Source organism: Wenzhouxiangella sp. 15190 (assembly GCF_003417465.1).
Classification (GTDB): domain Bacteria; phylum Pseudomonadota; class Gammaproteobacteria; order Xanthomonadales; family Wenzhouxiangellaceae; genus Wenzhouxiangella.
This window is the reverse complement of record NZ_QVMV01000052.1, coordinates 34,347-57,391: the sequence shown is the minus strand read 5'-3', so window position 1 is coordinate 57,391 and position 23,045 is coordinate 34,347. Positions and strand designations below refer to the sequence as shown.

The 23,045-nt window shown below is 64.6% G+C and carries 24 protein-coding genes; 7 read left to right on the top strand and 17 right to left on the bottom strand.

Going from position 1 to position 23,045, the window contains the following annotated elements; genetic code table 11:
- Positions 1-14 precede the first annotated feature (14 nt).
- The 4 genes from DZK26_RS12845 to rpoE are packed head-to-tail and all read right to left on the bottom strand — an operon-like array spanning position 15 to position 2,684.
- A complete protein-coding gene (locus tag DZK26_RS12845; RefSeq protein WP_116899289.1) occupies positions 15-476 on the bottom strand; it encodes a SoxR reducing system RseC family protein in 462 nt (153 codons plus the stop codon).
- Between the two features lie 9 nt (positions 477-485).
- Positions 486-1,481, bottom strand: coding sequence for a MucB/RseB C-terminal domain-containing protein (locus DZK26_RS12840; protein ID WP_116899290.1), 996 nt, complete (start codon positions 1,479-1,481; stop codon positions 486-488).
- A gap of 5 nt (positions 1,482-1,486) precedes the next feature.
- Positions 1,487-2,089, bottom strand: coding sequence for a sigma-E factor negative regulatory protein (locus tag DZK26_RS12835; protein WP_116899291.1), 603 nt, complete (start codon positions 2,087-2,089; stop codon positions 1,487-1,489).
- Positions 2,090-2,102: 13 nt separating this feature from the next.
- Complete coding sequence (rpoE, locus tag DZK26_RS12830) at positions 2,103-2,684, bottom strand: RNA polymerase sigma factor RpoE (RefSeq protein ID WP_116899292.1); 582 nt, start codon at positions 2,682-2,684, stop codon at positions 2,103-2,105.
- A gap of 192 nt (positions 2,685-2,876) precedes the next feature.
- Between rpoE and DZK26_RS12825 the strand changes: the two genes are divergently transcribed.
- The 4 genes from DZK26_RS12825 to DZK26_RS12810 all read left to right on the top strand — a co-directional run bounded on the left by DZK26_RS12825 (position 2,877) and on the right by DZK26_RS12810 (position 7,155).
- On the top strand, positions 2,877-4,406 hold the full coding sequence (locus DZK26_RS12825; protein ID WP_116899293.1) for an aldehyde dehydrogenase family protein: 1,530 nt from the start codon (positions 2,877-2,879) through the stop codon (positions 4,404-4,406).
- A gap of 90 nt (positions 4,407-4,496) precedes the next feature.
- A complete protein-coding gene (locus DZK26_RS12820) occupies positions 4,497-5,531 on the top strand; it encodes a quinone-dependent dihydroorotate dehydrogenase (protein WP_116899294.1) in 1,035 nt (344 codons plus the stop codon).
- The gene (murB, locus tag DZK26_RS12815) at positions 5,509-6,564 is read left to right on the top strand and encodes a UDP-N-acetylmuramate dehydrogenase (RefSeq protein ID WP_116899295.1); all 1,056 of its coding nucleotides are present in this window, start codon (positions 5,509-5,511) and stop codon (positions 6,562-6,564) included. Before DZK26_RS12820 ends, murB begins: the two co-directional genes overlap by 23 nt.
- Positions 6,565-6,582: 18 nt before the next feature.
- Positions 6,583-7,155, top strand: a complete 573-nt coding sequence (locus tag DZK26_RS12810) for a hypothetical protein (protein WP_147306722.1) — start codon at positions 6,583-6,585, stop codon at positions 7,153-7,155.
- Here the strand turns inward: DZK26_RS12810 and DZK26_RS12805 are convergent.
- The 4 genes from DZK26_RS12805 to DZK26_RS12790 all read right to left on the bottom strand — a co-directional run bounded on the left by DZK26_RS12805 (position 7,135) and on the right by DZK26_RS12790 (position 12,371).
- On the bottom strand, positions 7,135-7,956 hold the full coding sequence (locus DZK26_RS12805; RefSeq protein WP_181918500.1) for a DUF4824 family protein: 822 nt from the start codon (positions 7,954-7,956) through the stop codon (positions 7,135-7,137). The two genes, DZK26_RS12810 and DZK26_RS12805, sit on opposite strands and share 21 nt — an antisense overlap.
- The gene (locus DZK26_RS12800) at positions 7,953-9,050 is read right to left on the bottom strand and encodes a DUF2157 domain-containing protein (protein WP_116899298.1); all 1,098 of its coding nucleotides are present in this window, start codon (positions 9,048-9,050) and stop codon (positions 7,953-7,955) included. The genes DZK26_RS12805 and DZK26_RS12800 overlap by 4 nt, the downstream gene beginning before the upstream one ends.
- Positions 9,051-9,204: 154 nt before the next feature.
- Entirely contained in the window at positions 9,205-10,062 is an 858-nt protein-coding gene (gene rpoH / locus DZK26_RS12795) for an RNA polymerase sigma factor RpoH (RefSeq protein WP_116899299.1), read from the bottom strand.
- Between the two features lie 206 nt (positions 10,063-10,268).
- The gene (locus tag DZK26_RS12790) at positions 10,269-12,371 is read right to left on the bottom strand and encodes a prolyl oligopeptidase family protein (protein WP_116899300.1); all 2,103 of its coding nucleotides are present in this window, start codon (positions 12,369-12,371) and stop codon (positions 10,269-10,271) included.
- A gap of 379 nt (positions 12,372-12,750) precedes the next feature.
- Here DZK26_RS12790 and DZK26_RS12785 point away from each other — a divergent pair, with 379 nt between their 5' ends.
- Positions 12,751-14,625 (top strand): penicillin-binding protein activator, encoded by a 1,875-nt coding sequence (locus tag DZK26_RS12785; RefSeq protein ID WP_181918501.1) that lies wholly within the window; start codon positions 12,751-12,753, stop codon positions 14,623-14,625.
- Positions 14,603-14,977, top strand: coding sequence for a YraN family protein (locus DZK26_RS12780; RefSeq protein ID WP_116899302.1), 375 nt, complete (start codon positions 14,603-14,605; stop codon positions 14,975-14,977). The genes DZK26_RS12785 and DZK26_RS12780 overlap by 23 nt, the downstream gene beginning before the upstream one ends.
- A gap of 7 nt (positions 14,978-14,984) precedes the next feature.
- Here DZK26_RS12780 and DZK26_RS12775 read toward each other — a convergent pair whose 3' ends face one another.
- The 9 genes from DZK26_RS12775 to glyA form a co-directional block, all read right to left on the bottom strand.
- Complete coding sequence (locus DZK26_RS12775; RefSeq protein ID WP_116899303.1) at positions 14,985-15,476, bottom strand: phosphatidylglycerophosphatase A; 492 nt, start codon at positions 15,474-15,476, stop codon at positions 14,985-14,987.
- Positions 15,469-16,443 (bottom strand): thiamine-phosphate kinase, encoded by a 975-nt coding sequence (thiL, locus tag DZK26_RS12770; protein ID WP_116899304.1) that lies wholly within the window; start codon positions 16,441-16,443, stop codon positions 15,469-15,471. The genes DZK26_RS12775 and thiL overlap by 8 nt, the downstream gene beginning before the upstream one ends.
- Complete coding sequence (gene nusB / locus DZK26_RS12765) at positions 16,400-16,861, bottom strand: transcription antitermination factor NusB (RefSeq protein WP_116899305.1); 462 nt, start codon at positions 16,859-16,861, stop codon at positions 16,400-16,402. The genes thiL and nusB overlap by 44 nt, the downstream gene beginning before the upstream one ends.
- Positions 16,858-17,319 carry a 6,7-dimethyl-8-ribityllumazine synthase gene (gene ribH / locus DZK26_RS12760; RefSeq protein ID WP_116899306.1) on the bottom strand — a complete coding sequence of 154 codons (462 nt, stop codon included), beginning with the start codon at positions 17,317-17,319 and terminating at the stop codon, positions 16,858-16,860. Before ribH ends, nusB begins: the two co-directional genes overlap by 4 nt.
- Before the next feature lie 9 nt (positions 17,320-17,328).
- Complete coding sequence (ribB, locus tag DZK26_RS12755) at positions 17,329-18,444, bottom strand: 3,4-dihydroxy-2-butanone-4-phosphate synthase (protein ID WP_116899307.1); 1,116 nt, start codon at positions 18,442-18,444, stop codon at positions 17,329-17,331.
- Positions 18,441-19,037: a riboflavin synthase gene (locus DZK26_RS12750; protein WP_116899308.1), complete on the bottom strand. Its 597-nt coding sequence runs from the start codon at positions 19,035-19,037 to the stop codon at positions 18,441-18,443. The genes ribB and DZK26_RS12750 overlap by 4 nt, the downstream gene beginning before the upstream one ends.
- A 10-nt stretch (positions 19,038-19,047) precedes the next feature.
- Positions 19,048-20,124 (bottom strand): bifunctional diaminohydroxyphosphoribosylaminopyrimidine deaminase/5-amino-6-(5-phosphoribosylamino)uracil reductase RibD, encoded by a 1,077-nt coding sequence (ribD, locus tag DZK26_RS12745; protein WP_116899309.1) that lies wholly within the window; start codon positions 20,122-20,124, stop codon positions 19,048-19,050.
- A 120-nt stretch (positions 20,125-20,244) separates the two neighbouring features.
- A complete protein-coding gene (gene nrdR / locus DZK26_RS12740; protein ID WP_116899310.1) occupies positions 20,245-20,751 on the bottom strand; it encodes a transcriptional regulator NrdR in 507 nt (168 codons plus the stop codon).
- Between the two features lie 133 nt (positions 20,752-20,884).
- Positions 20,885-22,141, bottom strand: a complete 1,257-nt coding sequence (gene glyA / locus DZK26_RS12735; RefSeq protein ID WP_116899311.1) for a serine hydroxymethyltransferase — start codon at positions 22,139-22,141, stop codon at positions 20,885-20,887.
- A gap of 168 nt (positions 22,142-22,309) precedes the next feature.
- On the opposite strand from glyA, the gene DZK26_RS12730 reads away from it, so the two are divergent.
- Positions 22,310-23,044 carry an OmpW family protein gene (locus tag DZK26_RS12730; RefSeq protein ID WP_116899312.1) on the top strand — a complete coding sequence of 245 codons (735 nt, stop codon included), beginning with the start codon at positions 22,310-22,312 and terminating at the stop codon, positions 23,042-23,044.
- Position 23,045 lies beyond the last annotated feature (1 nt).

Sequence of the window (23,045 nt, the reverse complement as noted above, 5' to 3'; positions counted from 1 at the left end):
CGGTCCTTTTGCAGTTATTCGCTGAATAGTGAATTGGTGTCGTCTTGATGGCATGACAAGTGCTCCACGACAGGGTTCAACATCGGGCGAAATCGCCGGGAGACGAGTTTCGCCATCACAAGGAACCCGACAAGGCCGGCCGCGAGCGCTGCCGCGTCGCGAAACGCGCTGTCGGAGAAAACGGCATGTCCCGTCGCGGCGCCGACCAGAAAACCAATCAGGGGTAGTCCGTAGTGCAGCCCCGCGGCCAGAGCCAGGTGTGCGGGCTCGAGGCCCACGCGAACATGATCGCCAACATTAACGGCCAGGCGTGCCGGCAGAGCCACGCGGGTTTCGCGCCGGGCAAAAAGCCGACCGAACACACCCGCGCCACAGCCTTCACCGCGCGCACAGCGCTGGCAAGTCTCGGGCGCGGAAAACGACAACGTCAATCGGTCGGCATCACGGTCAATGACGCGGGCCGGTTGCCAGATCATGCCGCCGGATCAGCGACGGGACGGCACATGGCTGTTGCGCCGAAGCTGCCGGCCCACGAACTGCACGGTGGCGGCGGGAACCTCGCCGACAACAGTAAACATCCGGCCACCACGCTGGATGGTATAGACATGAACCGGCCCCATCGCCTCGACCCGGCCGGCCATGGTTTCGCTGCCGGCACGTTCGACATAAATCGAAAAGCTCGAAAGGCCGTCGCTGTAGAGCAGATGCTCGAATTCGCTGCCGTCGGACCCGCTTCCCCGACCGGCGTTGACCAGGCGGAAGCCCCGGGGCACTCGCGGGCGAACCGATACCGGCCCGATTCTGGAGCCGGCCGATTGCAGCGACTCGTCCATCGATTTGGTAGCGACCTGCCTGCCCACGAGTTCCGGCTCGAGTTCCGAGTCGGCAATGTTGGCACCCAGATCCAGGGAGGTGAATGACAATTGCTGCAACTGCCGGCCGTCGTGATCGATCAGTGCATATCGAAGCAGCATGCCGGTACGCTCTTCCAGCCACAGTCGCGATCCGTAGCGATAGGCATCGCGCGGCTGGATCTGGATGACCCGCGCCATCATGTCGGCTACGCGTTCGCGCCCGCCCAGCGACATCAGGTAACCCGACTCCGGCCCGAGCAGCCGATTGACTGGAAGCGAGGGCAGAAGCCGTCCGCCAAGCTGACTCTCCAGCATCGTCGGTTCATCACCGGGCAGTACGCAGCGAACGCTGTCGCCCTCCCGAATCACCTCGCGCGGGACGCCGTCGACCGAATAGATGCGTTCGCGAACTCCTTCCTCGTCAGCACGGTGAATGATACGAAGCGTATCCACCTGGCCGTTTCTCACCTGGACCAGGGTGCCCCGGTAGTCGAGCGTCTCGACCGCCCGCGACATGCGATCGAGCCAGTCATGGACACTGTCCTCGGCTCGGGCGGGAACGATGGCCGCCAGCATCAGGCTGGTGAACAGCGCGGCCAGCATTCGGCGGGAGGTGAAAAGCTGCATGGCGTTCAGGGTTCGCCGACTTGCGCATTGGCCTCGTCGGACCGCGCATCGTCTTCACGCTGGTTCCCGTTCATGTCCGCGACGATCGGCACCCAGGACACGAACCCGGTGCTGCCGGCAGCCTGGTGATGGCGCATCACGTAGCCGCTGATACGCTGCCGCTGGGTGCGGCGGTCTTCGGAGTAATTCACCGGGGTCGCCGACTGAGTGAACGGCCGGTCGAGTTCGGTCGGGCGACTGACGAAACCGGCCTCGGTTTCATCGACGGGTTCGGTAGCCTGCTGTTGCAGCATGCTCGAATTGATGCCGACGATGGCCATCACCGCCACGCTGGCCGCGATCGCGCCCCCGGCGACGGGCCTCAACAGTCGCGCCGGCAGGCTCCGGCTGGGCGCCGGTTCGGCCTCGAGGGCAGCGGCCACCCGGTCGACCAGGTTGTCCGTCGCCAGGTGTTCCTGGTGCAGGCAGGCCCGCACGGTATGCATGCGACACCAGCTGGCCTTCATTTCGGCGTCACCGGCGAGACGCCGCAAGAGAAACTTTCGCCCTTTGCGATCCAGCTCGCCGTCCATCAGGCTCGACAGGTTTTCCCGGCTCGATTCAGTCATGTATCAGCACTTCCTATTGATTGTCCAGCAGCGGTCGAAGCCGCGCATCGATGGCCTCGCGGGCCCTGAAAATTCTCGACCGGACCGTTCCTATGGGGCAGTCCATGGTTCTGGCGATATCTTCGTAACTCATACCGTCCAGCTCGCGCAGTGTGATGGCTACCCGCAAGTCGTCGGGCAGCTCGGCAATCGCCTCGTTGATCGTGCGCTCGATTTCGCCGCGCAACAGATCGTGTTCAGGCGAATCCTGCTCCTTCAGACGCGAATTAACCTGAAATTGTTCCGCATCCTGTGCATCGACATCGGATTGCGGCGGCCGTCGGCTCTGGGCGACGAGATGATTCTTGGCCGTATTGATGGCGATCCGGTACAGCCAGGTGTAGAACGCGCTGTCGCCCCGAAAGCGGCCGATGGCTCGATAAGCCTTGATGAATGCTTCCTGGGCCACATCCATGGCTTCGGCGTGGTCGGTCACGTAGCGGGAAATCAGGCTGATGATCTTGTGCTGGTACTTGCCAACCAGCAAATCGAAAGCCGATTTGTCACCGCCTTGTACACGCTCTACCAGTTCTTGATCGACTTCCCGCTCGCCCATCGGGGCAATTCCTGTCCTTGTAAAGGCGACCGGGCTCACGCTGTAACTAGACCGTGGCCCGGCCGGATAGTTTCATTGAATCGAAGGGAGTGCTTCGGCCCAGAGAATATCACGCCGGACCTCTGACCTGCCCGGCGCAGGATGCGATAATACCGCGTTAAACACGTGAACAAACTCCAGGAGAATGCGGCAATGAGCGATCACAAGCAACTTCTCGAACGTCTGGGTCTCAACGACATCAACCCCGGCGCCTGCTTCGGCCCCGGTGACTATGCGCCGATGCGCGAGGACAACCTGGTCGAGTCGATCAACCCCACCGACGGCAGCGTCATCGCCCGCGTCAGCGGTGCGACGGTCGACGACTACGAGAAGGTGATCAAGACGGCCCAGGAAGCCGCGCTTGCCTGGCGCCTGGTGCCGGCACCGGAACGCGGCAACGCCGTGCGCCTGGTCAATGACGCGCTGCGCGATTACAAGGACGCCCTGGGCTCCCTGGTTGCGCTGGAAATGGGCAAGATCAAGCCCGAAGGTGACGGCGAAGTCCAGGAAATGATCGATATCGGGGATTTCGCGCTGGGCCAGTCACGCATGCTCTACGGCAAGACCATGCACTCCGAACGCCCGGGCCACCGCCTGTATGAACAGTGGCACCCGCTGGGCGTCGTCGGCGTGATCACCGCCTTCAACTTCCCCGTCGCCGTCTACGCCTGGAACGCCTTCATCTCGGCGATTTGCGGCAACGCCACGGTATGGAAGCCCAGCCCCAAGGGCGTGCTGGCCTGCAGCGCCGTGCAGAACATCATCAACGAGGCGCTGGCCGATACCGACTATCCGCCGGTGTTCACCTCGTTCATGGAGCCAGGCAACGATCTGGCCGGTCGCTTCATCGACGACAAGCGCGTCGACCTGCTGTCGTTCACCGGCTCCAGCCAGGTCGGCCGCATGGTCGGCGAACGCGTGGCCGCGCGCATGGGCAAGAGCCTGCTGGAACTGGGCGGCAACAACGCGATCATCATGGACGAAACCGCCGATATCAAGCTGGCCATTCCGGCCGTGGTGTTCGGCGCCGTCGGCACCGCCGGCCAGCGCTGCACGACCACACGCCGCCTGTTCGTGCACGATTCGATCTACGATCAGACCGTCGAGGCACTGGTCAACGCTTACGGCCAGGTCCGCATCGGCGACCCCCTCGACGAGAACACGCTGATGGGGCCGCTGACCGATGCCAAGGCCGTCGAGCGCTTTGAACAGGCCGTCGAACGCGCCCGTGACGCCGGCGGCAAGGTGCTCACCGGTGGCAAGCGCATCGATCGCGACGGCTACTTCGTCGAGCCGACCATCATCGAGGCCGAGAACCACTGGGACATCGTCCAGGAAGAGACTTTCGCGCCGATCCTCTATGTGATCAGGTTCAGCGACATCGAGGACGCCGTGGCGATGCAGAACGACGTGCGCCAGGGCCTGTCCTCGTCGATCTTCACCACCGACCTGCGCAATGCCGAGTATTACCTGTCTCACCAGGGTTCGGACTGCGGTATCTCCAACGTCAACATCGGCACCTCGGGCGCGGAGATCGGCGGCGCCTTCGGCGGCGAGAAGGAAACCGGCGGCGGCCGCGAGTCCGGCTCGGACGCCTGGAAGGCCTACATGCGTCGGCAGACCAACACCATCAACTGGTCGACCGAGATGCCGCTGGCCCAGGGCATCAAGTTCGAGCTTTGATTGAAAGGTTTCAGGGTTCAGGGTTCAGGGTTCAGGAGCGACTTCGGTCGCTCTTTCCTGAAACCTGAAACCTGACACCTAAAACCCACCATGTACCAGTGGCTCCGCAACGGCCTGTTCCTCCTCCCGCCGGAGACGGCGCATGATCTGGCCCTGAATGCCCTGTCTGCGGGCCGGTTTGTCGGCCTGCCGCGGCTGATGGGGAGCTGCGACGAGTCCAGGCCGGTGGAACTGATGGGACTGACCTTTCCCAACCCGGTCGGCCTGGCTGCCGGGCTGGACAAGAACGGCGATCACATCGACGCACTGGGTGAACTCGGTTTCGGCTTCATCGAGGTCGGCACGGTCACGCCGAAGCCGCAGCCCGGCAATCCGAAACCGCGCCTGTTCCGGCTGCCCGAACACCAGGCCCTGATCAATCGTCTCGGTTTCAACAACAAGGGCGTCGACCATCTCGTCGCGCGCCTGCGCACTCGACGCTTCAAGGGCATTGTCGGCGCCAATATCGGCAAGCAGAAGGCAACGCCGGTCGATCGCGCGGCCGAGGACTATCGCCACTGCCTGGAAAAGGTCTATCCCCACTGCGACTACATCGCGGTCAACATCTCCTCGCCCAATACCGCCAACCTGCGCGAGCTCCAGGATACCGGTCACCTGCGCGAGCTCCTGGTGGAACTGACGCGGGCGCACGCCAGCCTGGCCGCCGAGCACGGCCTATCCCGCCCGCTACTGGTCAAGATTGCGCCCGACTGGGAGGAAGAGGCCCTGACCGCCTCACTGAACGTGGTGGGCGAGTCGGGCATCGACGGACTGCTCGCCACCAACACGACGCTCGAGCGCACGGCCGTCAATGGGCACCGGCACGCCAACGAGGTGGGCGGCTTGAGCGGCGCCCCACTCAAGCCGCAGGCCGACCGCGTATTGCGCCATGCCCGCCGCGTGCTGGGCAAGGACTTCCCGATTATCGGCCTGGGCGGCATCATGCAGGGCACCGACGCGGCCGAGAAGCAAGACGCCGGCGCCGATCTGGTGCAGATCTACACCGGCTTCATCTATCGCGGCCCCGCGCTGATCCGCGAGTGCATCCGCGCCTGGAACGGCGATGGCAGCGCGTCAGGCACCTGAGATCATCCGCAATGCCGATCTGACGGAACTGAGCACATTCCGTCTGCCCGCCCGTGGCGCCGAACTGGTTCGGCTCGATACGCCGGAGGAGCTTCGGGAACTGCCATCTTTCGAAGGCCCGGAACTCATTCTCGGCGGCGGCTCCAACACCGTATTCGTGGGCGACTTCCCCGGCCGCGTCGTCATCAACCGCATGCGCGGGATCGGCATGAAGACCGAGGGCAATGATGTGCTGGTGAGCGCAGCGGCCGGGGAGAACTGGCATGCCCTGGTTCGCGACTGCCTCGACGAAGGCCTGTACGGCATCGAGAACCTGATCATGATCCCCGGCTCCGTGGGCGCTGCCCCGATGCAGAACATCGGCGCCTACGGCGTGGAACTGGCCGACCGCTTCGAGTCCCTGCTCGCGCTGGACCGGGAATCCGGCCGCCTGGTTCGGCTCGACCGGGAAGACTGTCGCTTCGACTACCGCGACAGCCGCTTCAAGTCGGGCGAACGCGACCGCTTCCTGATTGCCGAAGTCACGCTGAGACTGTCACGACGGTTCCGGCCGAACACCGGCTACGCCAGCCTGGCGGGTGAACTCGACCGCCTGAAGGTAGACCGGCCGGCACCGCGGCAGCTGGCCGCCGCCGTCATGCGACTGCGACGACACCGCCTGCCCGACCCGGACCGGCTGCCGAACGCCGGCAGTTTCTTCAAGAACCCCATCGTGGATGACGAAACGGCCACCGCAATCCTGGCCGAACACCCCCACCTGCCGCACTGGCCGGCACCCGGGAACCGCACCAAGCTGGCCGCCGCCTGGATGATCGAGCGGCTCGGCTGGAAGGGGCGATCGCTTGGACGGGTGGGTGTCTACGAAAACCACGCCCTGGTACTGGTCAACCGCGGTGGCGCCGCCCCGTCGGAACTGCTCGAGCTGGTCGCCGCCATCACCGAATCGGTCGAACGGGAATACGGACTTTCCCTGGAAGCGGAACCAAATCTGGTCGGGCGACCGGACGGAACGGGCTCGCCCGCAATCGACTAGGATTAAGCGATCATCAACATGACAACCGTGTCACTCAACCCCATGTCGATACTCAGAAACATCTTGGCCGGTGCCGGATTCGTACTCATGGCCGCGCCGGCCGCGGCCGGCCTCGGTGCAGCCGGCTGCGACGACCTGAGTGGTATTACCACAACCCCACGGGTCGATTTCCAGTCGCAGATCCAGCCCGTTTTCGATGACTGCGCGACCTGCCACGGTGAATCCGGCCCCGCCGGCCTCGACCTGCGCGCGGGCGAGGCCTACGACAATCTCGTCGGGGTCGTCAGCACGACCAACTCGAGCCGACTGCGCGTCGACCCCTTCAACCCGGCTACCAGCGCCCTGTTCCTGGCCGTCAATTGCGATTCACCGGACGGTCCCGGCTTCCGAATGCCCGGCACGACGCCCGAGGAACGCGCATTGATTCGCGACTGGATCGCCCAGGGTGCGCCGGTCGAACCGGCGAGCCCGTCGGAAGCGGTCGCGGTGCCGGTTGGCAGCGCCTGGTCCCTTGGATCTCTGGTCGCGGTACTCATGCTGCTGGCCCGCATCCATCTGCGCCGGCACGGTTCAATCCGCGGCAGTTTCTGAATCCGCGCCGGCCGGAATCGGCTCGATCCCCGCCAGCCAGGGCTCGGCACGACGGCCGAACTTAACGACCGCGCGGTAGCGCGGCGGTGCGTCATAGGCGTTCCGCGTTTCATCGGTTGAGCGCCTCAGCGGCGCATGGAAGCGTCGCGGGACGTGCACCCGACCGGGCAACAGGCGACCTACCCGGCCACGCACAACCGGCTCCGACTCCTGCCCCGGACGGCTTGTGGCGTGCATGTGCACGAGCGCCCGCATCACCGCGTATCTTTCCCGGTCCGGATAGCGTTGCCGCAGGGAAGAGGCCTCCTCTCCCGCATCAATCACCACGAGCCGCGACTCGGCCGTCTCGAAGCGCTCCAGGGCAGCCTCGGCGGCTTCAACCTGCTTGCGGTTCGTTTCACCGGATTCCAGGCCTTCGCGCGCTTTTGCCAAGCGCGCTTCCCGCTCGGCCCGCAAGGCGCGAAACGCCGGACCGTCGAACTCCAGCACGACGAAAACCCGGCGCTCGAGTGCACGCCAGTCATGACGTGGGCGGCCTTCATAACGGTCGACATCGAAGCCGAGTTCGGCGAGCTTGTCGCGGCCCAGCCATTCGTGATCCTGGTCGGCCTGCCGAATCGATAGCGACACGCCGGTACTTTCCCGGCCCGACCACCGGCTGTAGGGCATCGCCAGCTCACGCTCGGTCAATTCGAGTATCGCCGCGGGTTCACCGGAGCGATTCCAGGCAACGCCGGCCAACACGAAGGCATTGACGGCCACGACAAGCACGATGGCGAATATGGAAAGCCGCACTCTCACGAGCCGTCTCCCGCGTGTCCGGTACGCCGCAACCGCCCCAGTATGAAAAGGAAGCCGACCGCCACCAGGCCGACGACCAGGAAGAACAGCCACTTCGGCATCCAGTCCCACCACCAGTCGAAGATCTTGGTGTAGAAAAAGAGCAGAAAGAACGTCGCCCCGAGATTGAACAGCTTGCCTTCCCCGCGGCGGATACCCACGGCGATCAGCACCGCGCTGCCCACAAATCCCGCCAACTGATAGCCCGCCTCCACCAGCGAGGGCGAAAAGGGCAGAAAGCTCGCGCGGCCCCAATGAGAGAGAACGAGGACGCTGATGAAGGCCACCAGAAACCCGAATACCCGATACACGTTCGAGAATTCGGGTCGCGGCAGATTCCCGAACCATCCCGGCAAAGTGATCAGGAGGCCAGCAATCAGGATGGTTTCCGGGCGCTCCCCGAACGACAGCCAGTACAGGCCGCCCCATGCGCCCACCGTGGCCGAGAGGTAAGCGATCAGACTCACCAGGCCGGCGGTCAGCACCAGTTTCAGTCCCCACGAATAGGCCAGGATCAGTGCGAACAGGGCCCACGCGAGAAATGCGTTGCGGCTGGGCACGAGATTGAAGGTCTGTCCCAGCACGCTGAGATCGAGGACGAAACAGGCGACCGCCACCAGCGCGGCCAGAGCGGTGAAGTACCCCGTGCGCTCCCGCCGATGTGCATAGCCGGCCAGAAACGTGGCGGCAATCGGCGCGACGATGAGAAGGATCACCTGGACCGGCGTATTCAGCAGGCCCCAGATCCGGTAGAAGAAAAAGAAGACCGCCGCCGACAAGGCCAGCGCCCCGATCAGGGAAGCGATCCGCATGCCCAGCGAAAACCGCTTCTGCGAGCCGTCGATATCCACGTCGAAGCGCTCGCGCAAGTCGGCTATCAGTGCCTCGTGATGGGCGTCCATGCACGAGCGGGTGTCAGGGTCGGGCAGCGTGACGCCCTCGCGCTCGAGCGCTGCCAATTCGTCACGGAAAGCCCGAACACGATCGATCCGGGCCTGGGCGGAAGCGCGATCGGTGACGCGCTCGGCTTTGCTGCGATTAGAGGCAGGAGTCACCCGAGCATCTTAGACAGCCGGTCCATGCTCGGCAAGCATGCCGGGATGAGGATTCCTGCCCCTTACTCCTGAACCCCTGAAACGCAGAAGGGAGCGTCTGAGCTCCCTTCTGACTCCATCGGGCCTCGCAGCCCGATCAATCATCGCGGTTCGTTCAGGCCTCGAAGCGCGCCTTGAGTTTCTTCAGGGCGGCAGCTTCGAGCTGGCGAATGCGCTCGGCCGAAACATCGTACTTGTCGGCCAGCGTCTGCAGCGTGGTCTTGGGATCCATCAACCAGCGCGACTGGATGATGTCTCGCGACCGGTCGTCGAGGTGCTCGATGCCGTCGAACAGCAGGTTGTGGTGATGCTGTTCCCAGTCCTCGGCTTCCGCCGCCTGGTCGGGCGACGCCGACAAACCTTCCAGGTAGGCCGCAGGGGCCACATAGGTGGATTCGTCGTCGTCATTGCGCAGGTCGAAGCCGACATCCTGGCCCGACAGGCGGGACTCCATTTCCATGACCACCTCGGGCTTGACGCCGAGGTCCTCGGCCACGGCATTGACCTCCTTCTGGTTAAGCCAGCCCAGGCGCTTCTTCTGCCTGCGCAGATTGAAGAACAGCTTGCGCTGCGCCTTGGTGGTGGCCACCTTGACGATTCGCCAGTTACGCAGGATGAATTCGTGAATTTCGGCCCGAATCCAGTGCACGGCGAAGGAAACCAGGCGCACGCCCTGATCCGGGTCGAAGCGCTTGACGGCCTTCATCAGACCGATATTGCCCTCCTGGATCAGGTCGCTGATCTGGAGTCCGTAGCCCGAGTATCCGCGCGCGACGTGCACCACGAAACGCAGGTGCGACATGACCAACTGCCGCGCCGCGTCGAGATCTTCCTCGTCACGATACCGGCGCGCCAGACTCTGCTCCCTTTCGAGCGTCAGCACCGGAATGCGGTTGACCTCCTGAATATAGGCATCCAGCGAGCCGGTGCCGGCCGGTGCGAGCAGATGACTTGGTACGAGATCCTTGGTCATTCAATCCTCCTTCAATTCTGCGCAAATTATACCAAATCAGCCGTCATCCATTGAATCAGGATCATTCTGGTACTTTTTTGCCTGTCGCACGTTTTGACGGCGCCCGGTCCCCGAAGTTCCCGACCTTGGGGCGGCGGGCGCACTATCAAAGGGGCCAGGCTTCAGGAGTCATCCATGATCCATGACCCCTGACTCCTGAATCCGCCTCAATCCTCGTCCTCCCCGGCATCCTCCGAAGCCAGTCGGTCGTGGAGATAGGCGTAGATCAGACCCGACAGGAAGGCGCGCTGCTTGAGGTTGGCCGCGCCGCCATGGCCGCCCTCGATGTTCTCGTAGTAGAGCACGTCGTGGCCCTGATCGAGCATTCTCGCCACCATCTTGCGCGCGTGACCCGGGTGAACACGGTCATCCCGCGTGGACGTGGTGAAAAAGGCCTTGGGGTAGTCGGCCTCGGCCGACACGTTCTGGTACGGCGAGTATCTGGAAATGTAGGCCCACTGTTCCGGGTCGTCCGGATTGCCGTATTCGCCCATCCAGCTGGCACCGGCGAGCAGCTTGTGGAAGCGTTTCATGTCGAGCAGCGGCACCTGGCAGACCACGCCGTTGTAGAGATCGGGACGCTGCACCATCACCGCACCGACCAGCAGGCCGCCGTTGGAGCCGCCCTGGATACCCAGGTGATCGGGCGAGGTGACGTTGCGATCGATCAGGTCCTCGGACACGGCGATCAGGTCGTCATAGGCACGCTGACGGTTCTCCTTGAGGGCCGCCTGGTGCCACTTCGGGCCGAACTCGCCGCCGCCACGGATATTGGCCAACACGTAAACGCCGCCGCGCTCGAGCCAGGCCGAACCGGTCACGCCCGAGTAGGACGGCGTGCGTGAAACCTCGAAGCCGCCGTAGGCCGACAGCAGGGCCGGGTTGGCACCATCGGCCTCGTATTCGCGGGGCATGACGACGAAATAGGGAATCATCGTGCCGTCGGCCGACTCGGCCTCGAACTGCGCCACTTCCATGCCCTCGGCGTCGAACCAGGCCGGCTCGGAACGGACTTCCCGCTGCGAACCGGCCAGAGCATCGGCCTCGAACAGGGTCGACGGCGTCAGAAAACCGGTGTAGTCGTAGAAAAACCGGTTCGAGCGGTCATCGGTCGCGACAATCGAAATCGTGCCCATTTCCGGCACATCGAGCTCGCGCTGGCGCCAGCCGCCGTCCTCGCGGGCGAAGCTCAGCAATTTGCCGTTGACGTTGTCGAGCAGATTGACCAGTACCGCGTTTTCGGTGGTGTCCACGCCGTCGATCGACTGGCGCTCGCCCGGCTGGATCAGCAACTCGAGACTCGGCGACGCTTCCAGGAAGCTCCCGACCGGCCCCGCGACCAGCGCACCTTGTTTGAACGTGCGCCCGCCCAATGTCCAGTCGGACTTGAGGTCGACCAGCAGCTGGCCGTCGATCACACCTGCCAGATCGGCATCCTCGGGCACGTTGAGACGCTTAACCTGGCCGTCTTCGAACAGGTAGTACTCGTAACTGAAGAAGCTCGGCGCACGCGTAATCACATCGTAGTGATCGTCACCGTCATGGATGCGCGCCGAGAAAACGCCAACATCGCCCTTCTCGCCTTCGAAGATGGTTTCCGCCTCGGCCAGGTCGGTGCCGCGCTGCCACAGGCGGACTGTGCGCGGATAGCCCGAGTCCGTCATCTGCTCGTCGGTGAAGGCCGGGCCGAGGAACACGCTGTCGTGGTCGCGCCAGGTGATCGAACTCTTCGATTCATCCAGCCGGAACCCGTCCTCGACGAACTCGCGCGTTTGAAGATCGAATTCACGCCGCACGGCGGCATCGGCGCCGCCGACCGACAGGCCGACAATGCAACGATCATAGTCCGGGTAACGGCAGTCCGCCCCGGCCCAGACCCAGTTGCGCTCCTCGCGCTCGGCCAGGGCGTCGACGTCGAGTATCACGTCCCAGTCGGGCGATTCACCGCGATAGCTGTCCAGCGAAGTCTTGCGCCAGATACCACGAACGTGCTCGTCGTCGCGCCAGAAGTTGTACACCTCGCCGCCCCTCAGCGCCGGGTAGGCAATGCGATCGTCCGAGGTCAGGATTTCGAGCGCACGTTCATGAATCGGCTCGAACAGCTCATGGGCCTGGATATGGTCGAGCGAACGCTCGTTCTGCCCACGCGCCCAGGCGAGGGCGTTCTCGCCCTCGACGTTTTCGAGCCACAGCCAGGGATCGTCATGCGCCATGGTAGACACCGGTGCCACGATGCCGGCCATCAGGATTGCTGCGAGGAGTTGTTTCATTCTTCATGTCCAGGTTGGGTCCGAAAACCGGGCATGATGCCAGATTGACTGTTACTAATGCGGTCACTAATCAGCAAACACTCAGCGCTTCGGAGCCGGTCACCGGCAAGGCGCGCGAGCGCAGGCATAGTGGGCCCTATGTCAAGCGAGCGGAACGCAGCCGGTGACCGGCTCCGGAGCGCCCTCAGGGCTGGCCTCTCAGCGTTTGTGGACTGCGTTGTCGGTGCTTGATGTAGAGCCCGCTACAACTGCGCACCGACGCCTTGCCACAAACGCTGAGAGGCCAGCTGAGTGTCTGCTGATTAGTGACCGCATTAGTAATTCGCCTGTACCAGGGGTCATGCTCCGGGCTGGCCTGGCGTGGTTTATCATTCAGCCCATGAAAAGATTAATTCCGATCCTGGCCGCTGTGGTCCTGCTGGCGGCCTGCGCACCTTCCGGCCCCGGCGTCCGATCCGGTGGTGGCGACGATGCCGAGATCGGCCGAATCGAGCAGATGCTGGCCGCCGGCGATTACGAAGATGCCGCACGCGCCTTCGAACAACAGGCGCTGGAAGGGCCCGAATCCGGCGACCGCCTGTTGATCCGCGCCGCCGAGGCCTGGCTTCAGGCCGATCGCCCCGAAGAGGCACAACGGGTACTCGCCCGGATCGACAGCACGACCCTCCCGGATCGCGCCCTGGTTCAGCTGGACCTTGCACAGGCCGAACTGGCCATGCTCCGTGGCGACCTGGCCAATGCCGGATGGTTGCTGGCAAGTGCGGCCGATCGATTGCCGGATGAGCTGGAAACGCGTCACGCCGAGCTCGAAGCCCGTCTGTTCGAGCTCGAATCGCAACCGGTTCGCGGCGCCCTGGCTGCGCTTGAGCAGGCAATCGACGAACCGGACTTCAGCGGTGAGACAGCGCTCGCGCTGTTGCTGGAATTCCCCCTGGCACAGATTGAACGGGTGCTCTACGAGGTCGGCGACCAGCCAGACCTGCTGCCCTGGCTGGATCTGGTCATCAGTGCACGCGAGAATCTGCTCGATGATGCGGCCCTGGACGAGGCACTGACCGCGTGGCAGCGGCGCTGGCCCGAACTCGAATACAGCGCCGACGAGGCGCGTCGCTGGATCGCCGCCTGGCGACAGACGCGCCCATTGCCGGAACACATCACCGTACTCCTCCCGGCCAAGGATGCCGACTTGCACAGGCCGGGCGAGGCCCTGCGAGAAGGCCTGGTGGCCGGTTGGCTGCGTCTGCCGCCGGATCAGCGCCCGCGATTGACCTTTCGCTACATCGGCCCGGAAACCGGCGACGTGGTGTCGGCGTGGTTCGAGGCCCGGGAAAACGACACCGATTTCCTGATCGGCCCGCTTGATCGGCGCAAGGCGCAAGCGCTGGCCGAACTGCCCGATGCCGGCGTCATCCCCACGCTGCTGCTCAACCTGCCCGAAGACGTCGATCGCCTGACCGAGGCCGGCGGCGAAATCACCGCCCTGGCGCTGCCACCGGAAACCGAAGCCGAGCTGGCCGCGATTCACGCCCTGGCAACGGGTCGCCGTCGTGCCCTGGTCATTGCCCAGTACACCGACTGGGGCCGACGCGTCGCCGAGGCTTTCACCGAAACCTTCACGCTCGGCGGCGGCCAGATTCTGGCCGACCGCATCTACGATCCCGAACTGCCAGATCATTCCACGCTGCTGCGCGAGATACTCGAGGTCGATCGCTCACAGGCCCGTATCGACCGGATTTCCGGCCTTATCGACGGCCAGGTGGAATCGGTGGCCCAGCGCCGCACCGACGTCGACGTCATCTTCCTGGGCGCACGCGCCGCCGACGGTCGCCTGCTGCGCCCTCAACTGGCGTTCTTCGACGCCGGCGACCTCACACTCATGGCCACTTCCTACATCGTCGACGGCGCACCACGGCCCGACCGCGACCGGGATCTCGACGGCGTGACGACACCGATGCCGCCGTGGTTCCTCGACTTCACCACCGCCGGCACCCTGCGTGAACGCGCCCGCTCGCTCTATGCCGGCCTCGACAACGCCACGCTCTCGCGGCTGCATGCGCTGGGACGCGATGCCATCGCACTGGTGCCCTGGCTTTCGATGATGCGAGCCGACCCCACGCTGTCGCTGCCGGGCATGATGGGCGAGCTGAGCCTGCCCGACGGCAACATCATCCGGCGCGACCTGCCCGTGATCCGCATCGACGGCGGGGTGGCCAGCCCCGCGGGGTTCGAGCATGAGCAAGCGTCACCGCGGTAATCTAGGCGAACAGCACGCCGAGCGCTGGCTGGCGGATCGAGGACTGAAACTGGTCGAACGCAACTATCAGTGCCGCGCCGGCGAAATCGACCTGGTCATGATCGACCCCAATCCACGCGATACCGAGGTACTGGCCTTCATCGAGGTACGCTTGCGCGGGCCGGGCGCACGGGTCGGCAGCATCGACAGTATCGACGAGCGCAAGCAGCGCCGCCTGATCAGCGCCGCGCGCCACTTCCTGATGAGCCGTCCCGAATGGCAGGAACATGCCTGCCGCTTCGACGTGGTCGGCATTGACGGCGAGGAGGGCCACTTGCGCTGGATTCCGGGTGCGTTCGAACTACAGGGCTGAGCGCTCTTCAGAGACGCCCCAGCAAGGCCGCGGCTAAGGCCAGGCCGGCAAGCGCAAAGCCGGCTGCCAGCAGGTCGTCGAGCATCACCCCCAGGCCACCGTGAATGCGGCGGTCGAACCAGCCGATGGGCCAGGGCTTGGCGGCATCGAAGATCCGGAAAAGGACGAAGGCCGCCAGCCACCAGGCCCAATGCAGGGGCACAAAGATCAGGACCAGCCACAAGCCGACGAACTCGTCGAAGACGATGCCGCTGTGATCGTGCACGCCCAGGCGCCGTCCGACCCGACCACACAGCCAGATGCCGAAGGCAAAGGCCGCAAAGACAAGGCCGAGGGCGGCCGGTACAGGGAGGAAGACCAGCGGAAGTGCCAGCGGAACCGCAACCAGGCTGCCTGCCGTCCCCGGTGCGAAGGGAGCGAGCCCGCTGCCGAAACCGAAGGCCAGGAAACCGTCGACCGACTTCAGCGCGACTTCACGCGTGCGGGTGGGATCAGTCATCGCGGAAATGATCCCAGCCGCACCCGAGGTCTTCCGGCACTTCATGCCGCGTGGATCGACACTCGATGCGGCCACGATTCGTGATCCGCCCGATTTCCGTCATGGCGACTCCACCGGCCTCGGACAGGGCCGCCAGATCCGCATCGGGCGCTACAGCGGCCAACAATTCGTAGTCGCTGCCGCCGCCGGTCTGAAGCCGCCATCGCTCGACCTCGTCGGGGACGGCCTCCTCGAGGGCTTGCGAGGCGGGCAGCGCTTCCAGGTCCACTTCGGCCCCCTGCCCCGCTTCGAGCAGATGCCCCAGGTCGGCCAGCAGGCCGTCGGACAGATCGATCATGGCGCGGGCCTGCCCGCGCAGGGCCATACCGGCCTGAAGGCGGGCCACGGGACGATGCAGGCGCGCCATAAGACCGGAACTCACGCCTTCACCCAACGCCAGGGCCGCGGCAGCATCGCCTATGGTGCCGGTCGCCACGATGCGGTCGCCGACCTGCGCTCCGCGGCGCCTGACGGCCTGCCCCGACGGCACCTCGCCGATGAGCTGGACACCGATGTTGAGCGGACCGCGCGCCAGGTTGCCCCCCACCAGCGCCATCCCGGCCGAGTCGGCCGCGGCCAGGAATCCGTCGAGGAAGCCGTCGACCCAGGCCTCGTCGATTTCGGGCAGGGTCAGGGCCAGCAGGGCCCAGCGTGGAACTGCCCCCATGGCGGCCAGGTCGCTGAGGTTGGCATGGGCGGCGACGTGGCCGACGTCGGCGGCCGGCCAGTCTGGCGTGAAGTGACGGTCGAGAACGATGGTGTCGGTGGTGACCACCAGTTCATGGCCGGGTGTGGGGGCGAGCACCGCTGCGTCGTCGCCGATGCCGACAACCACGCCTGATCCAGCGCGCGAGCGCGCGCGGATGCGATCGATCAGCTCGAATTCACCCATCCCCGCCGGCACGCTCGCGCTCGGTGGAGCGGGCATCACGCGAGAGGTGGTCGAGGACGCCGTTGACGAAAGTATGCGCCTGCTCGGCGCCGAAACGGTGAGCCAGTTCGACGGCCTCGTCGATGATCACCCGGTAGGGTGTTTCGGGATGATGAAGGAGTTCGCAGGCACCGAGCCTGAGGATGACGCGTTCCATCTGGTCGAGGCTGGCGTCGACACGGCTTACGTGTGGCCCGAGCGCCTCGTCGAGCGCTTCTCGGTTGGCCACGACCTCGCGCACGAGGGTCTCGAAGTAGTCCTCGTCGACGCCCTCGAAATTCTGTTCCTCGCGGAACTGGTCGATGATGGCCGCGGCCGAGTCATCGTTGATCTGCCACTGGTAGAGCGCCTGCAGGGCGCGGCGACGCGCACGGCGACGGGGTTCGAAGGGGCTGACGGTCCGGCGACGGCTCATGCCTTCACCCGGCGCTTGAATTCGATCATGTCGAGTACGGCCATCGCCGCCTCGCGCCCCTTGTTCTTGCGCCCGGGGTCGGCACGCTCCATGGCCTGCTCGCCGTTTTCGGGCGTGAGCACACCAAAGCCCACGGGCACGCCGGTCTCGAGCTGGGTCTGCTGCAGCCCGTGGGCGCATTCGGCCGAGATGAAGTCGAAGTGCGCTGTCTCGCCGCGCACCACCGCACCGAGCGCAATGACACCGTCGAAACGGCCGCTGTCGGCCAGCTCGCGCGCGGCCAGCGGCAGTTCCCAGGCACCGGGTACGGCAAAAACCTCGAGACGGTCCTCGGAAAGGCCACCGTCGAGCAAGGCCTGGCGGCAGCCGGCCAGCATCAGATTGGTGACGTCGGGATTGAAGCGGGCAACCGCGATGGCGAGGCGGCTGCCGGCGGCAGCGGGATGCTTGTCGGTCATGACTTTCGTTCAGCCCTCATCTTCGGGTACGACGTAGTCGGTTATTTCGAGGCCGAAACCGTCGAGTGCGTGCAGTCGCTTCGGCGCGCCGAAGACCTGCATGCGGCGGATGCCAAGCTCTGCGATGATTTGTGCGGCGATGCCGTAACTGCGCAGTTCGTTGGCCGCCTGGCCGCGGTCGCCGCCTTCCGGGCCTGTGCCGCCCTCCTGCAAGCCGGCGAGCCGGTCGGCGTCGTCCTCATCATAGCCCAGCACCAGGGCCAGGCCCCGCCCGCGACGCGCGATGTCGCAAAGCACGGCATCGAGCGGCATGCCGAAACCGGGCTCGGTAATGCCCATGACATCGCCCAGGAGTTCCGGAACGTGTACGCGGACCGGGAAGGGCGCTTCGGGATCGATCTCACCGCGAATCAGGGCCCAGTGCAGGCGCTGCGTGATGCGGTCGCGAAAGACCTTGAGCCGGAACTCGCCGTACGCGGTGCCCACCGTCTGGGTGTGCACGCACTCGACGTTCTGCTCGGTGCTCATGCGGTAGCGGATCAGGTCGGCGACCGTACCCATCTTGAGCCCGTGCGTCTTGACGAACGACTCCAGCTCCGGCCGCCGTGCCATGGTGCCGTCCTCGTTGAGAATCTCGACCAACACCCCGGCTGGCTCCAGGCCAGCGAGCAGCGACAGGTCCATGCTCGCCTCGGTATGCCCGGCCCGGGCCAGCACGCCGCCGGGCTGGGCCATGAGCGGAAAGACGTGGCCCGGCTGGGTGAGACTGTCCAGATTCGCATCGGGCGCCACCGCGGCACGGATGGTGTGGGCGCGATCATAGGCCGAAATGCCGGTCGTCACGCCGGTGGCCGCCTCGATGGAGACGGTGAAGTTGGTCTGGTGATGACGGTCGGTGTCGCGCACCATCAACTGCAGCCCGAGCTGCCGACAGCGCTCGCGGGTGAGCGACAGGCAGATCAGGCCGCGGCCATAGCGGGCCATGAAGTTGATGTCCTCCGGGCGCACCATCGGAGCGGCCATGATCAGGTCGCCCTCGTTCTCGCGGTCCTCGTCGTCAAGCATGACGACCATCCGGCCCTGGCGGATGTCGTCGAGGATGGATTCAATCGAATCAAAGCTCATGCTTGAACTCCTGTAAGCCGCTCAAGATAGCGCGCCAGGAGGTCGATCTCCAGGTTGACGCGATCGCCGGGCTCGAGCCGGCCCAGCGTGGTCACGGCCAGGGTGTGGGGGATCAGGTTGACTTCGAACTCGCTCAAGTGGACGGCATTGACGGTCAGGCTGACCCCATCGAGCGTGAGCGAGCCCTTCTCGGCCACGAAGCGCGCCAGTGTATCCGGCACGCGGAACCGGAAAACCCGGCTTTCGCCGGCGGCATGAACGGAGATGAGTTCGGCCAGGCCGTCGACGTGGCCGCTGACGAGATGGCCGCCGAGACGATCGCCGAGCGCCAATGCGGGCTCGAGATTGACCGGGCTGCCTTCATCCAGGCCGCCCAGGGTGGTGCGCTCGAGGGTCTCGGCCGAAAGATCCGCCGAAAATCCCCGATCGTCGATGTCCAGTGCTGTCAGGCAGCAGCCGGCCACGGCCACGCTATCGCCTTCCCGCCAGCCGGCAGGCTCGAGCTCCGGGCAATCGATACGCATGCGGCAACCCGCCTGGACGGGCGTGATCCGGTTGACCGTTCCGACGGCCTGGACGATTCCGGTAAACATGACTGTGCTATCAGGATGCGAGATGGTAGAGAAAACGCCAGTCAGGGCCGAGACGACGCTGATCGATTCGTTCTAGGTGGAGGCGGTCGGCGAATTTTTCCATCCCCGGCAATTCGAGCATCGGACGGCCCTGCCCGATCAGGCAGGGCGCCTGGTAGACCAGCAGTTCGTCAACAAGGCCGGCCTGGATCAGGGCGCCGGAAAGGGTCGGGCCGGCCTCGACATGGACGGTATTCATTTCGCGTTCGACCAGCCTTGCCATCAGCGCCGTCAGATTGACCCGTCCCGCGTGGTTCGCCGGCATCTGCCACCACGTCACCCCCTCGATGGCGCGCGGCTCGACGCAGGTTGCCGCGATCACCGGCCCGGGCAATGTGGTCAGGCGCAGCCCGTCGGGCAAGCGCGCGGCCGAGTCCACCACCACCCGCGGCACGGGTCGATCGAAGCCGCTGAGCCGCACGTTCAGCCGCGGATCATCGGCCAGTACTGTGCCGATACCGGTCAGGATGCAGGAAGCCTGCGCACGCCATTGCTGAACGTCGGCGCGGGCGGAATTCGAGGTGATCCATTGCGAGTGGCCGTCCCCCCCGGCCGTGAACCCATCGAGGCTGACGGCGAGCTTGACGCGAACCCAGGGCCGGCCGCGCTCGTGACGGCTGACAAAACCGCGGTTGAGTTCGCGTACGGCGGGCTCCATCAGCCCGGTACGCACCGTGATTCCTGCCCTTGCGAGCCGATCGTGGCCGCGGCCAGCCACCCTTGCATCGGGATCGGGCATGGCCGAGATGACCGAAGCGACACCGGCCTCGACGAGACTCTGCGCGCACGGTGGCGTCCGGCCGTGGTGGCTGCAGGGCTCGAGCGTGACGTAGGCGCTCGCGCCTCGGGCGCGGACGCCGGCCTGCTGCAGCGCCAGGGTCTCGGCATGCGGCTCGCCCGCCGCCCGGTGCCAACCCCGACCGACGATCTCGCCGTCGCTGACGATAACGCAGCCGACGGCCGGATTCGGATCGGCCGTCAGCCGACCCTTCTCCGCGAGACGGAGGGCTTCGGCCATGTAGCGATGATCGTCTGAGGTAAAGGTCATGGCGCGCTCGCTACAAAAGCATTGGAACCACGGAAGGCACGGAAAACACGGAGACTGAAATGACTTTTTTAATCAAATTCCGTGTCATTCCGTGTATTCCGTGGTTCCAAGAGAAGCAGTTCAGTCTTCGCGGTCGCCGAGCAGGGAGATCTGGCGGCGGTCTATGACGCCGGGGTTTTCGCGTTCGAGCTTTTCGATTTCCTCGCGGAATGCCTGTACGTCCTCGAAGCGCCGGTAAACCGAGGCGAAGCGCACGTAAGCGACCTGGTCGAGATGAGAGAGCTCGGCGGCTACCCAGTCGCCCAGCCGCTGACTGGAAATTTCGGCCTCCTCCAGCGTGCGGATTTCGCGCACCAGCTTGCGCAGGGCCCGTTCGACCAGTTGTGTTTCCACCGGTCGCTTCTCCAGTGCCTTGAGCATGCCGCGGCGGAGCTTGTCCTCGTCGAAAGCCTCGCGCGAACCGTCGGACTTGATGACATTGGGCGCCTTGAGCGCCGGCGTTTCCATGGTATTGAAACGCGCTCCGCAATCGGCACACTCGCGCCGACGCCGGATCTGGAAGCCATCGGAAGCCAGCCGCGAGTCAACCACGCGGGTTTCAGTATGATTACAGAATGGGCACCACATGTTGGCAAGTTGTCAGTTGCAAGTTTTAAGTTGCAAGTGTCGCGTGCCAACGACGAAGCCAGGCAGGCATGACTCCGACTGCCCGTTTATCAAAGCTGGACTTAACACTTCACACTTAACACTTGACACTGAACTACCCATAAACCGGATACTTCCGACACAGCACCAGGGCAGCCTCCTTGACGCGGGCCTCGACGGACTCGTCGCCCAAATTGTCGAGGATGTCGCACATCAGGCCGGCCAGTTCACGGCAGTCGTCCTGGGTGAAGCCGCGGGTCGTACACGCCGGCGTGCCGATGCGAAGACCCGAGGTCACGAAGGGTGATCGCGGTTCGCCCGGCACGGTGTTCTTGTTGACCGTGATATTGGCACGGCCGAGCGCGGCTTCGGCATCCTTGCCGGTAATGTCCTTGTCGATCAGGTCGATCAGGAACAGGTGATTGTCCGAACCGCCGGAGACGACCTTGTAGCCACGCTGCATGATCGCTTCCGCCATGGCCCGGGCGTTGTCGACGACCTGCTGCTGGTAGTCGCGGAAACTCGGCTCGAGTGCCTCCTTGAAAGCCACCGCCTTGGCAGCGATGACATGCATCAGCGGCCCACCCTGGCAGCCCGGAAAGACCAGGGACTGGAATTTCTTGACGATATCCTCGTCGTCACCGGCGGCGAGGATGATGCCGCCCCGCGGCCCGCGCAGGGTCTTGTGCGTGGTCGAGGTCACGGCATGCGCATGGGGCACCGGGTTGGGATAGACGCCGGCAGCGATCAAGCCGGCGACATGCGCCATGTCGACCATGAACCAGGCACCGACGTCGTCGGCGATCTCACGCATCCTGGCCCAGTCGACCACGCGGGAATAGGCCGAGAAACCGCCGATGAGCATCTTCGGCTTGTGCTCGCGGGCCAGTTCGGCCATGCGCTCGTAGTCGATCTCGCCCGTTTCACGGTTCAGCCCGTAGTGCACGGCATTGAACAACCGGCCCGAGAAGTTCACCTTGGCACCGTGAGTCAGGTGCCCGCCCTCGGACAGGTCCATGCCCAGGATCGTATCGCCGGGCTTGAGCAGGGCCATGTAGACCGCCTGGTTGGCCTGGGAACCCGAATGCGGCTGAACGTTGGCATAGCCGGCGCCGAACAGCTGCTTGACGCGCTCGATGGCGAGGTTCTCGGCAATATCCACGAATTCACAGCCACCGTAGTAGCGCTTGCCCGGATAACCCTCGGCGTACTTGTTGGTCAGTACCGAACCTTGCGCCTCCATCACGCGCGGGCTGGCGTAGTTCTCCGAGGCGATCAACTCGATGTGATCCTCCTGGCGCTGCTCTTCGGAGCGCATCGCGGAGGCCAGTTCCTCGTCGAATCCGGCGATAGTGAAAGACTGGTCAAACATGGGTCAACAATTCCGGCTTTGAAAGCTCATCAATGTTATCACCAAGTGGTGTACGTCAGCCCGAACGGGACAAATTCCGCAAACTTGATGCCGGTCAACTGCACGAGCTGCGGGGAGTCATAGACTGTCCTCCATAAACCAACCCGTATCCCCGATGGAGGCATGCAAATGAACCCCAAGAAACTCCTGCTCACGGCTATCCTGGCCCTGTTCTCCTTCAACGCGCTGGCCCAGTCCCAGGGCGATTGGCTGGTTCGTCTCGGGCTGGGATACGTATCGCCCGATGTCGAAAGTCAGAACCTGGTCTTCGAGGGCATCGAACTCGACAACTACCAGGTCGACGTCGACGAGAACACGCGTCCGATCATCAATCTCACCTACATGGCCACCGATCACATCGGCGTCGAACTGCTCGCCGCCTGGCCGTTCAACCACAGCGTCGAGGGCGACGGCGCCCTGTCCGACCTGGGCAAGCTCGGCAGCACCAAGCACCTGCCGCCCACCTTGAGCCTGCAGTACCACTTTCTGCCGGACCAGACCTTCCGCCCCTATGCCGGGGTGGGCCTGAACTACACCAAGTTCTTCGACGAGAAGACCACCGATTCACTGCACCAAGGAATCATCGGCACCTCCAACGCCGCGCTGGGCACCGACTATGCCGGCGGCAGCACCGACATGACGATCGATGACTCCTTCGGGTTGGCCCTGCAGCTGGGTGCGGACGTCGCGCTCAACGATGCCTGGTTCCTCAACTTCGACCTGCGCTGGATCGAGATAGAGGCCGACGCCGAGCTCAGCACCACCACCGTCGACGGCGACGGTTTCGATGTCGATCTGCAAAGCAGCATTCAGGCCGACATCGACCCGTGGGTATTCTCCACCGCCATCGGTCTGCGCTTCTGAT

Bases quoted from the DNA above. Each gene is read 5' to 3' on its own strand.
- DZK26_RS12820 (WP_116899294.1), top strand. From the start codon at position 4,497: ATGTACCAGTGGCTCCGCAACGGCCTGTTCCTCCTCCCGCCGGAGACG.
- DZK26_RS12730 (WP_116899312.1), top strand. From the start codon at position 22,310: ATGAACCCCAAGAAACTCCTGCTCACGGCTATCCTGGCCCTGTTCTCC.
- DZK26_RS12750 (WP_116899308.1), bottom strand. From the start codon at position 19,037: ATGTTTACCGGAATCGTCCAGGCCGTCGGAACGGTCAACCGGATCACG.
- thiL (WP_116899304.1), bottom strand. From the start codon at position 16,443: ATGCCCGCTCCACCGAGCGCGAGCGTGCCGGCGGGGATGGGTGAATTC.
- DZK26_RS12840 (WP_116899290.1), bottom strand. From the start codon at position 1,481: ATGCAGCTTTTCACCTCCCGCCGAATGCTGGCCGCGCTGTTCACCAGC.
- nusB (WP_116899305.1), bottom strand. From the start codon at position 16,861: ATGAGCCGTCGCCGGACCGTCAGCCCCTTCGAACCCCGTCGCCGTGCG.
- DZK26_RS12775 (WP_116899303.1), bottom strand. From the start codon at position 15,476: ATGACTGATCCCACCCGCACGCGTGAAGTCGCGCTGAAGTCGGTCGAC.
- nrdR (WP_116899310.1), bottom strand. From the start codon at position 20,751: ATGTGGTGCCCATTCTGTAATCATACTGAAACCCGCGTGGTTGACTCG.
- murB (WP_116899295.1), top strand. From the start codon at position 5,509: ATGGCAGCGCGTCAGGCACCTGAGATCATCCGCAATGCCGATCTGACG.
- rpoH (WP_116899299.1), bottom strand. From the start codon at position 10,062: ATGACCAAGGATCTCGTACCAAGTCATCTGCTCGCACCGGCCGGCACC.
- DZK26_RS12780 (WP_116899302.1), top strand. From the start codon at position 14,603: ATGAGCAAGCGTCACCGCGGTAATCTAGGCGAACAGCACGCCGAGCGC.
- DZK26_RS12810 (WP_147306722.1), top strand. From the start codon at position 6,583: ATGACAACCGTGTCACTCAACCCCATGTCGATACTCAGAAACATCTTG.
- DZK26_RS12785 (WP_181918501.1), top strand. From the start codon at position 12,751: ATGAAAAGATTAATTCCGATCCTGGCCGCTGTGGTCCTGCTGGCGGCC.
- DZK26_RS12825 (WP_116899293.1), top strand. From the start codon at position 2,877: ATGAGCGATCACAAGCAACTTCTCGAACGTCTGGGTCTCAACGACATC.
- ribD (WP_116899309.1), bottom strand. From the start codon at position 20,124: ATGACCTTTACCTCAGACGATCATCGCTACATGGCCGAAGCCCTCCGT.
- rpoE (WP_116899292.1), bottom strand. From the start codon at position 2,684: ATGGGCGAGCGGGAAGTCGATCAAGAACTGGTAGAGCGTGTACAAGGC.
- DZK26_RS12790 (WP_116899300.1), bottom strand. From the start codon at position 12,371: ATGAAACAACTCCTCGCAGCAATCCTGATGGCCGGCATCGTGGCACCG.
- ribH (WP_116899306.1), bottom strand. From the start codon at position 17,319: ATGACCGACAAGCATCCCGCTGCCGCCGGCAGCCGCCTCGCCATCGCG.
- DZK26_RS12835 (WP_116899291.1), bottom strand. From the start codon at position 2,089: ATGACTGAATCGAGCCGGGAAAACCTGTCGAGCCTGATGGACGGCGAG.
- ribB (WP_116899307.1), bottom strand. From the start codon at position 18,444: ATGAGCTTTGATTCGATTGAATCCATCCTCGACGACATCCGCCAGGGC.
- glyA (WP_116899311.1), bottom strand. From the start codon at position 22,141: ATGTTTGACCAGTCTTTCACTATCGCCGGATTCGACGAGGAACTGGCC.
- DZK26_RS12845 (WP_116899289.1), bottom strand. From the start codon at position 476: ATGATCTGGCAACCGGCCCGCGTCATTGACCGTGATGCCGACCGATTG.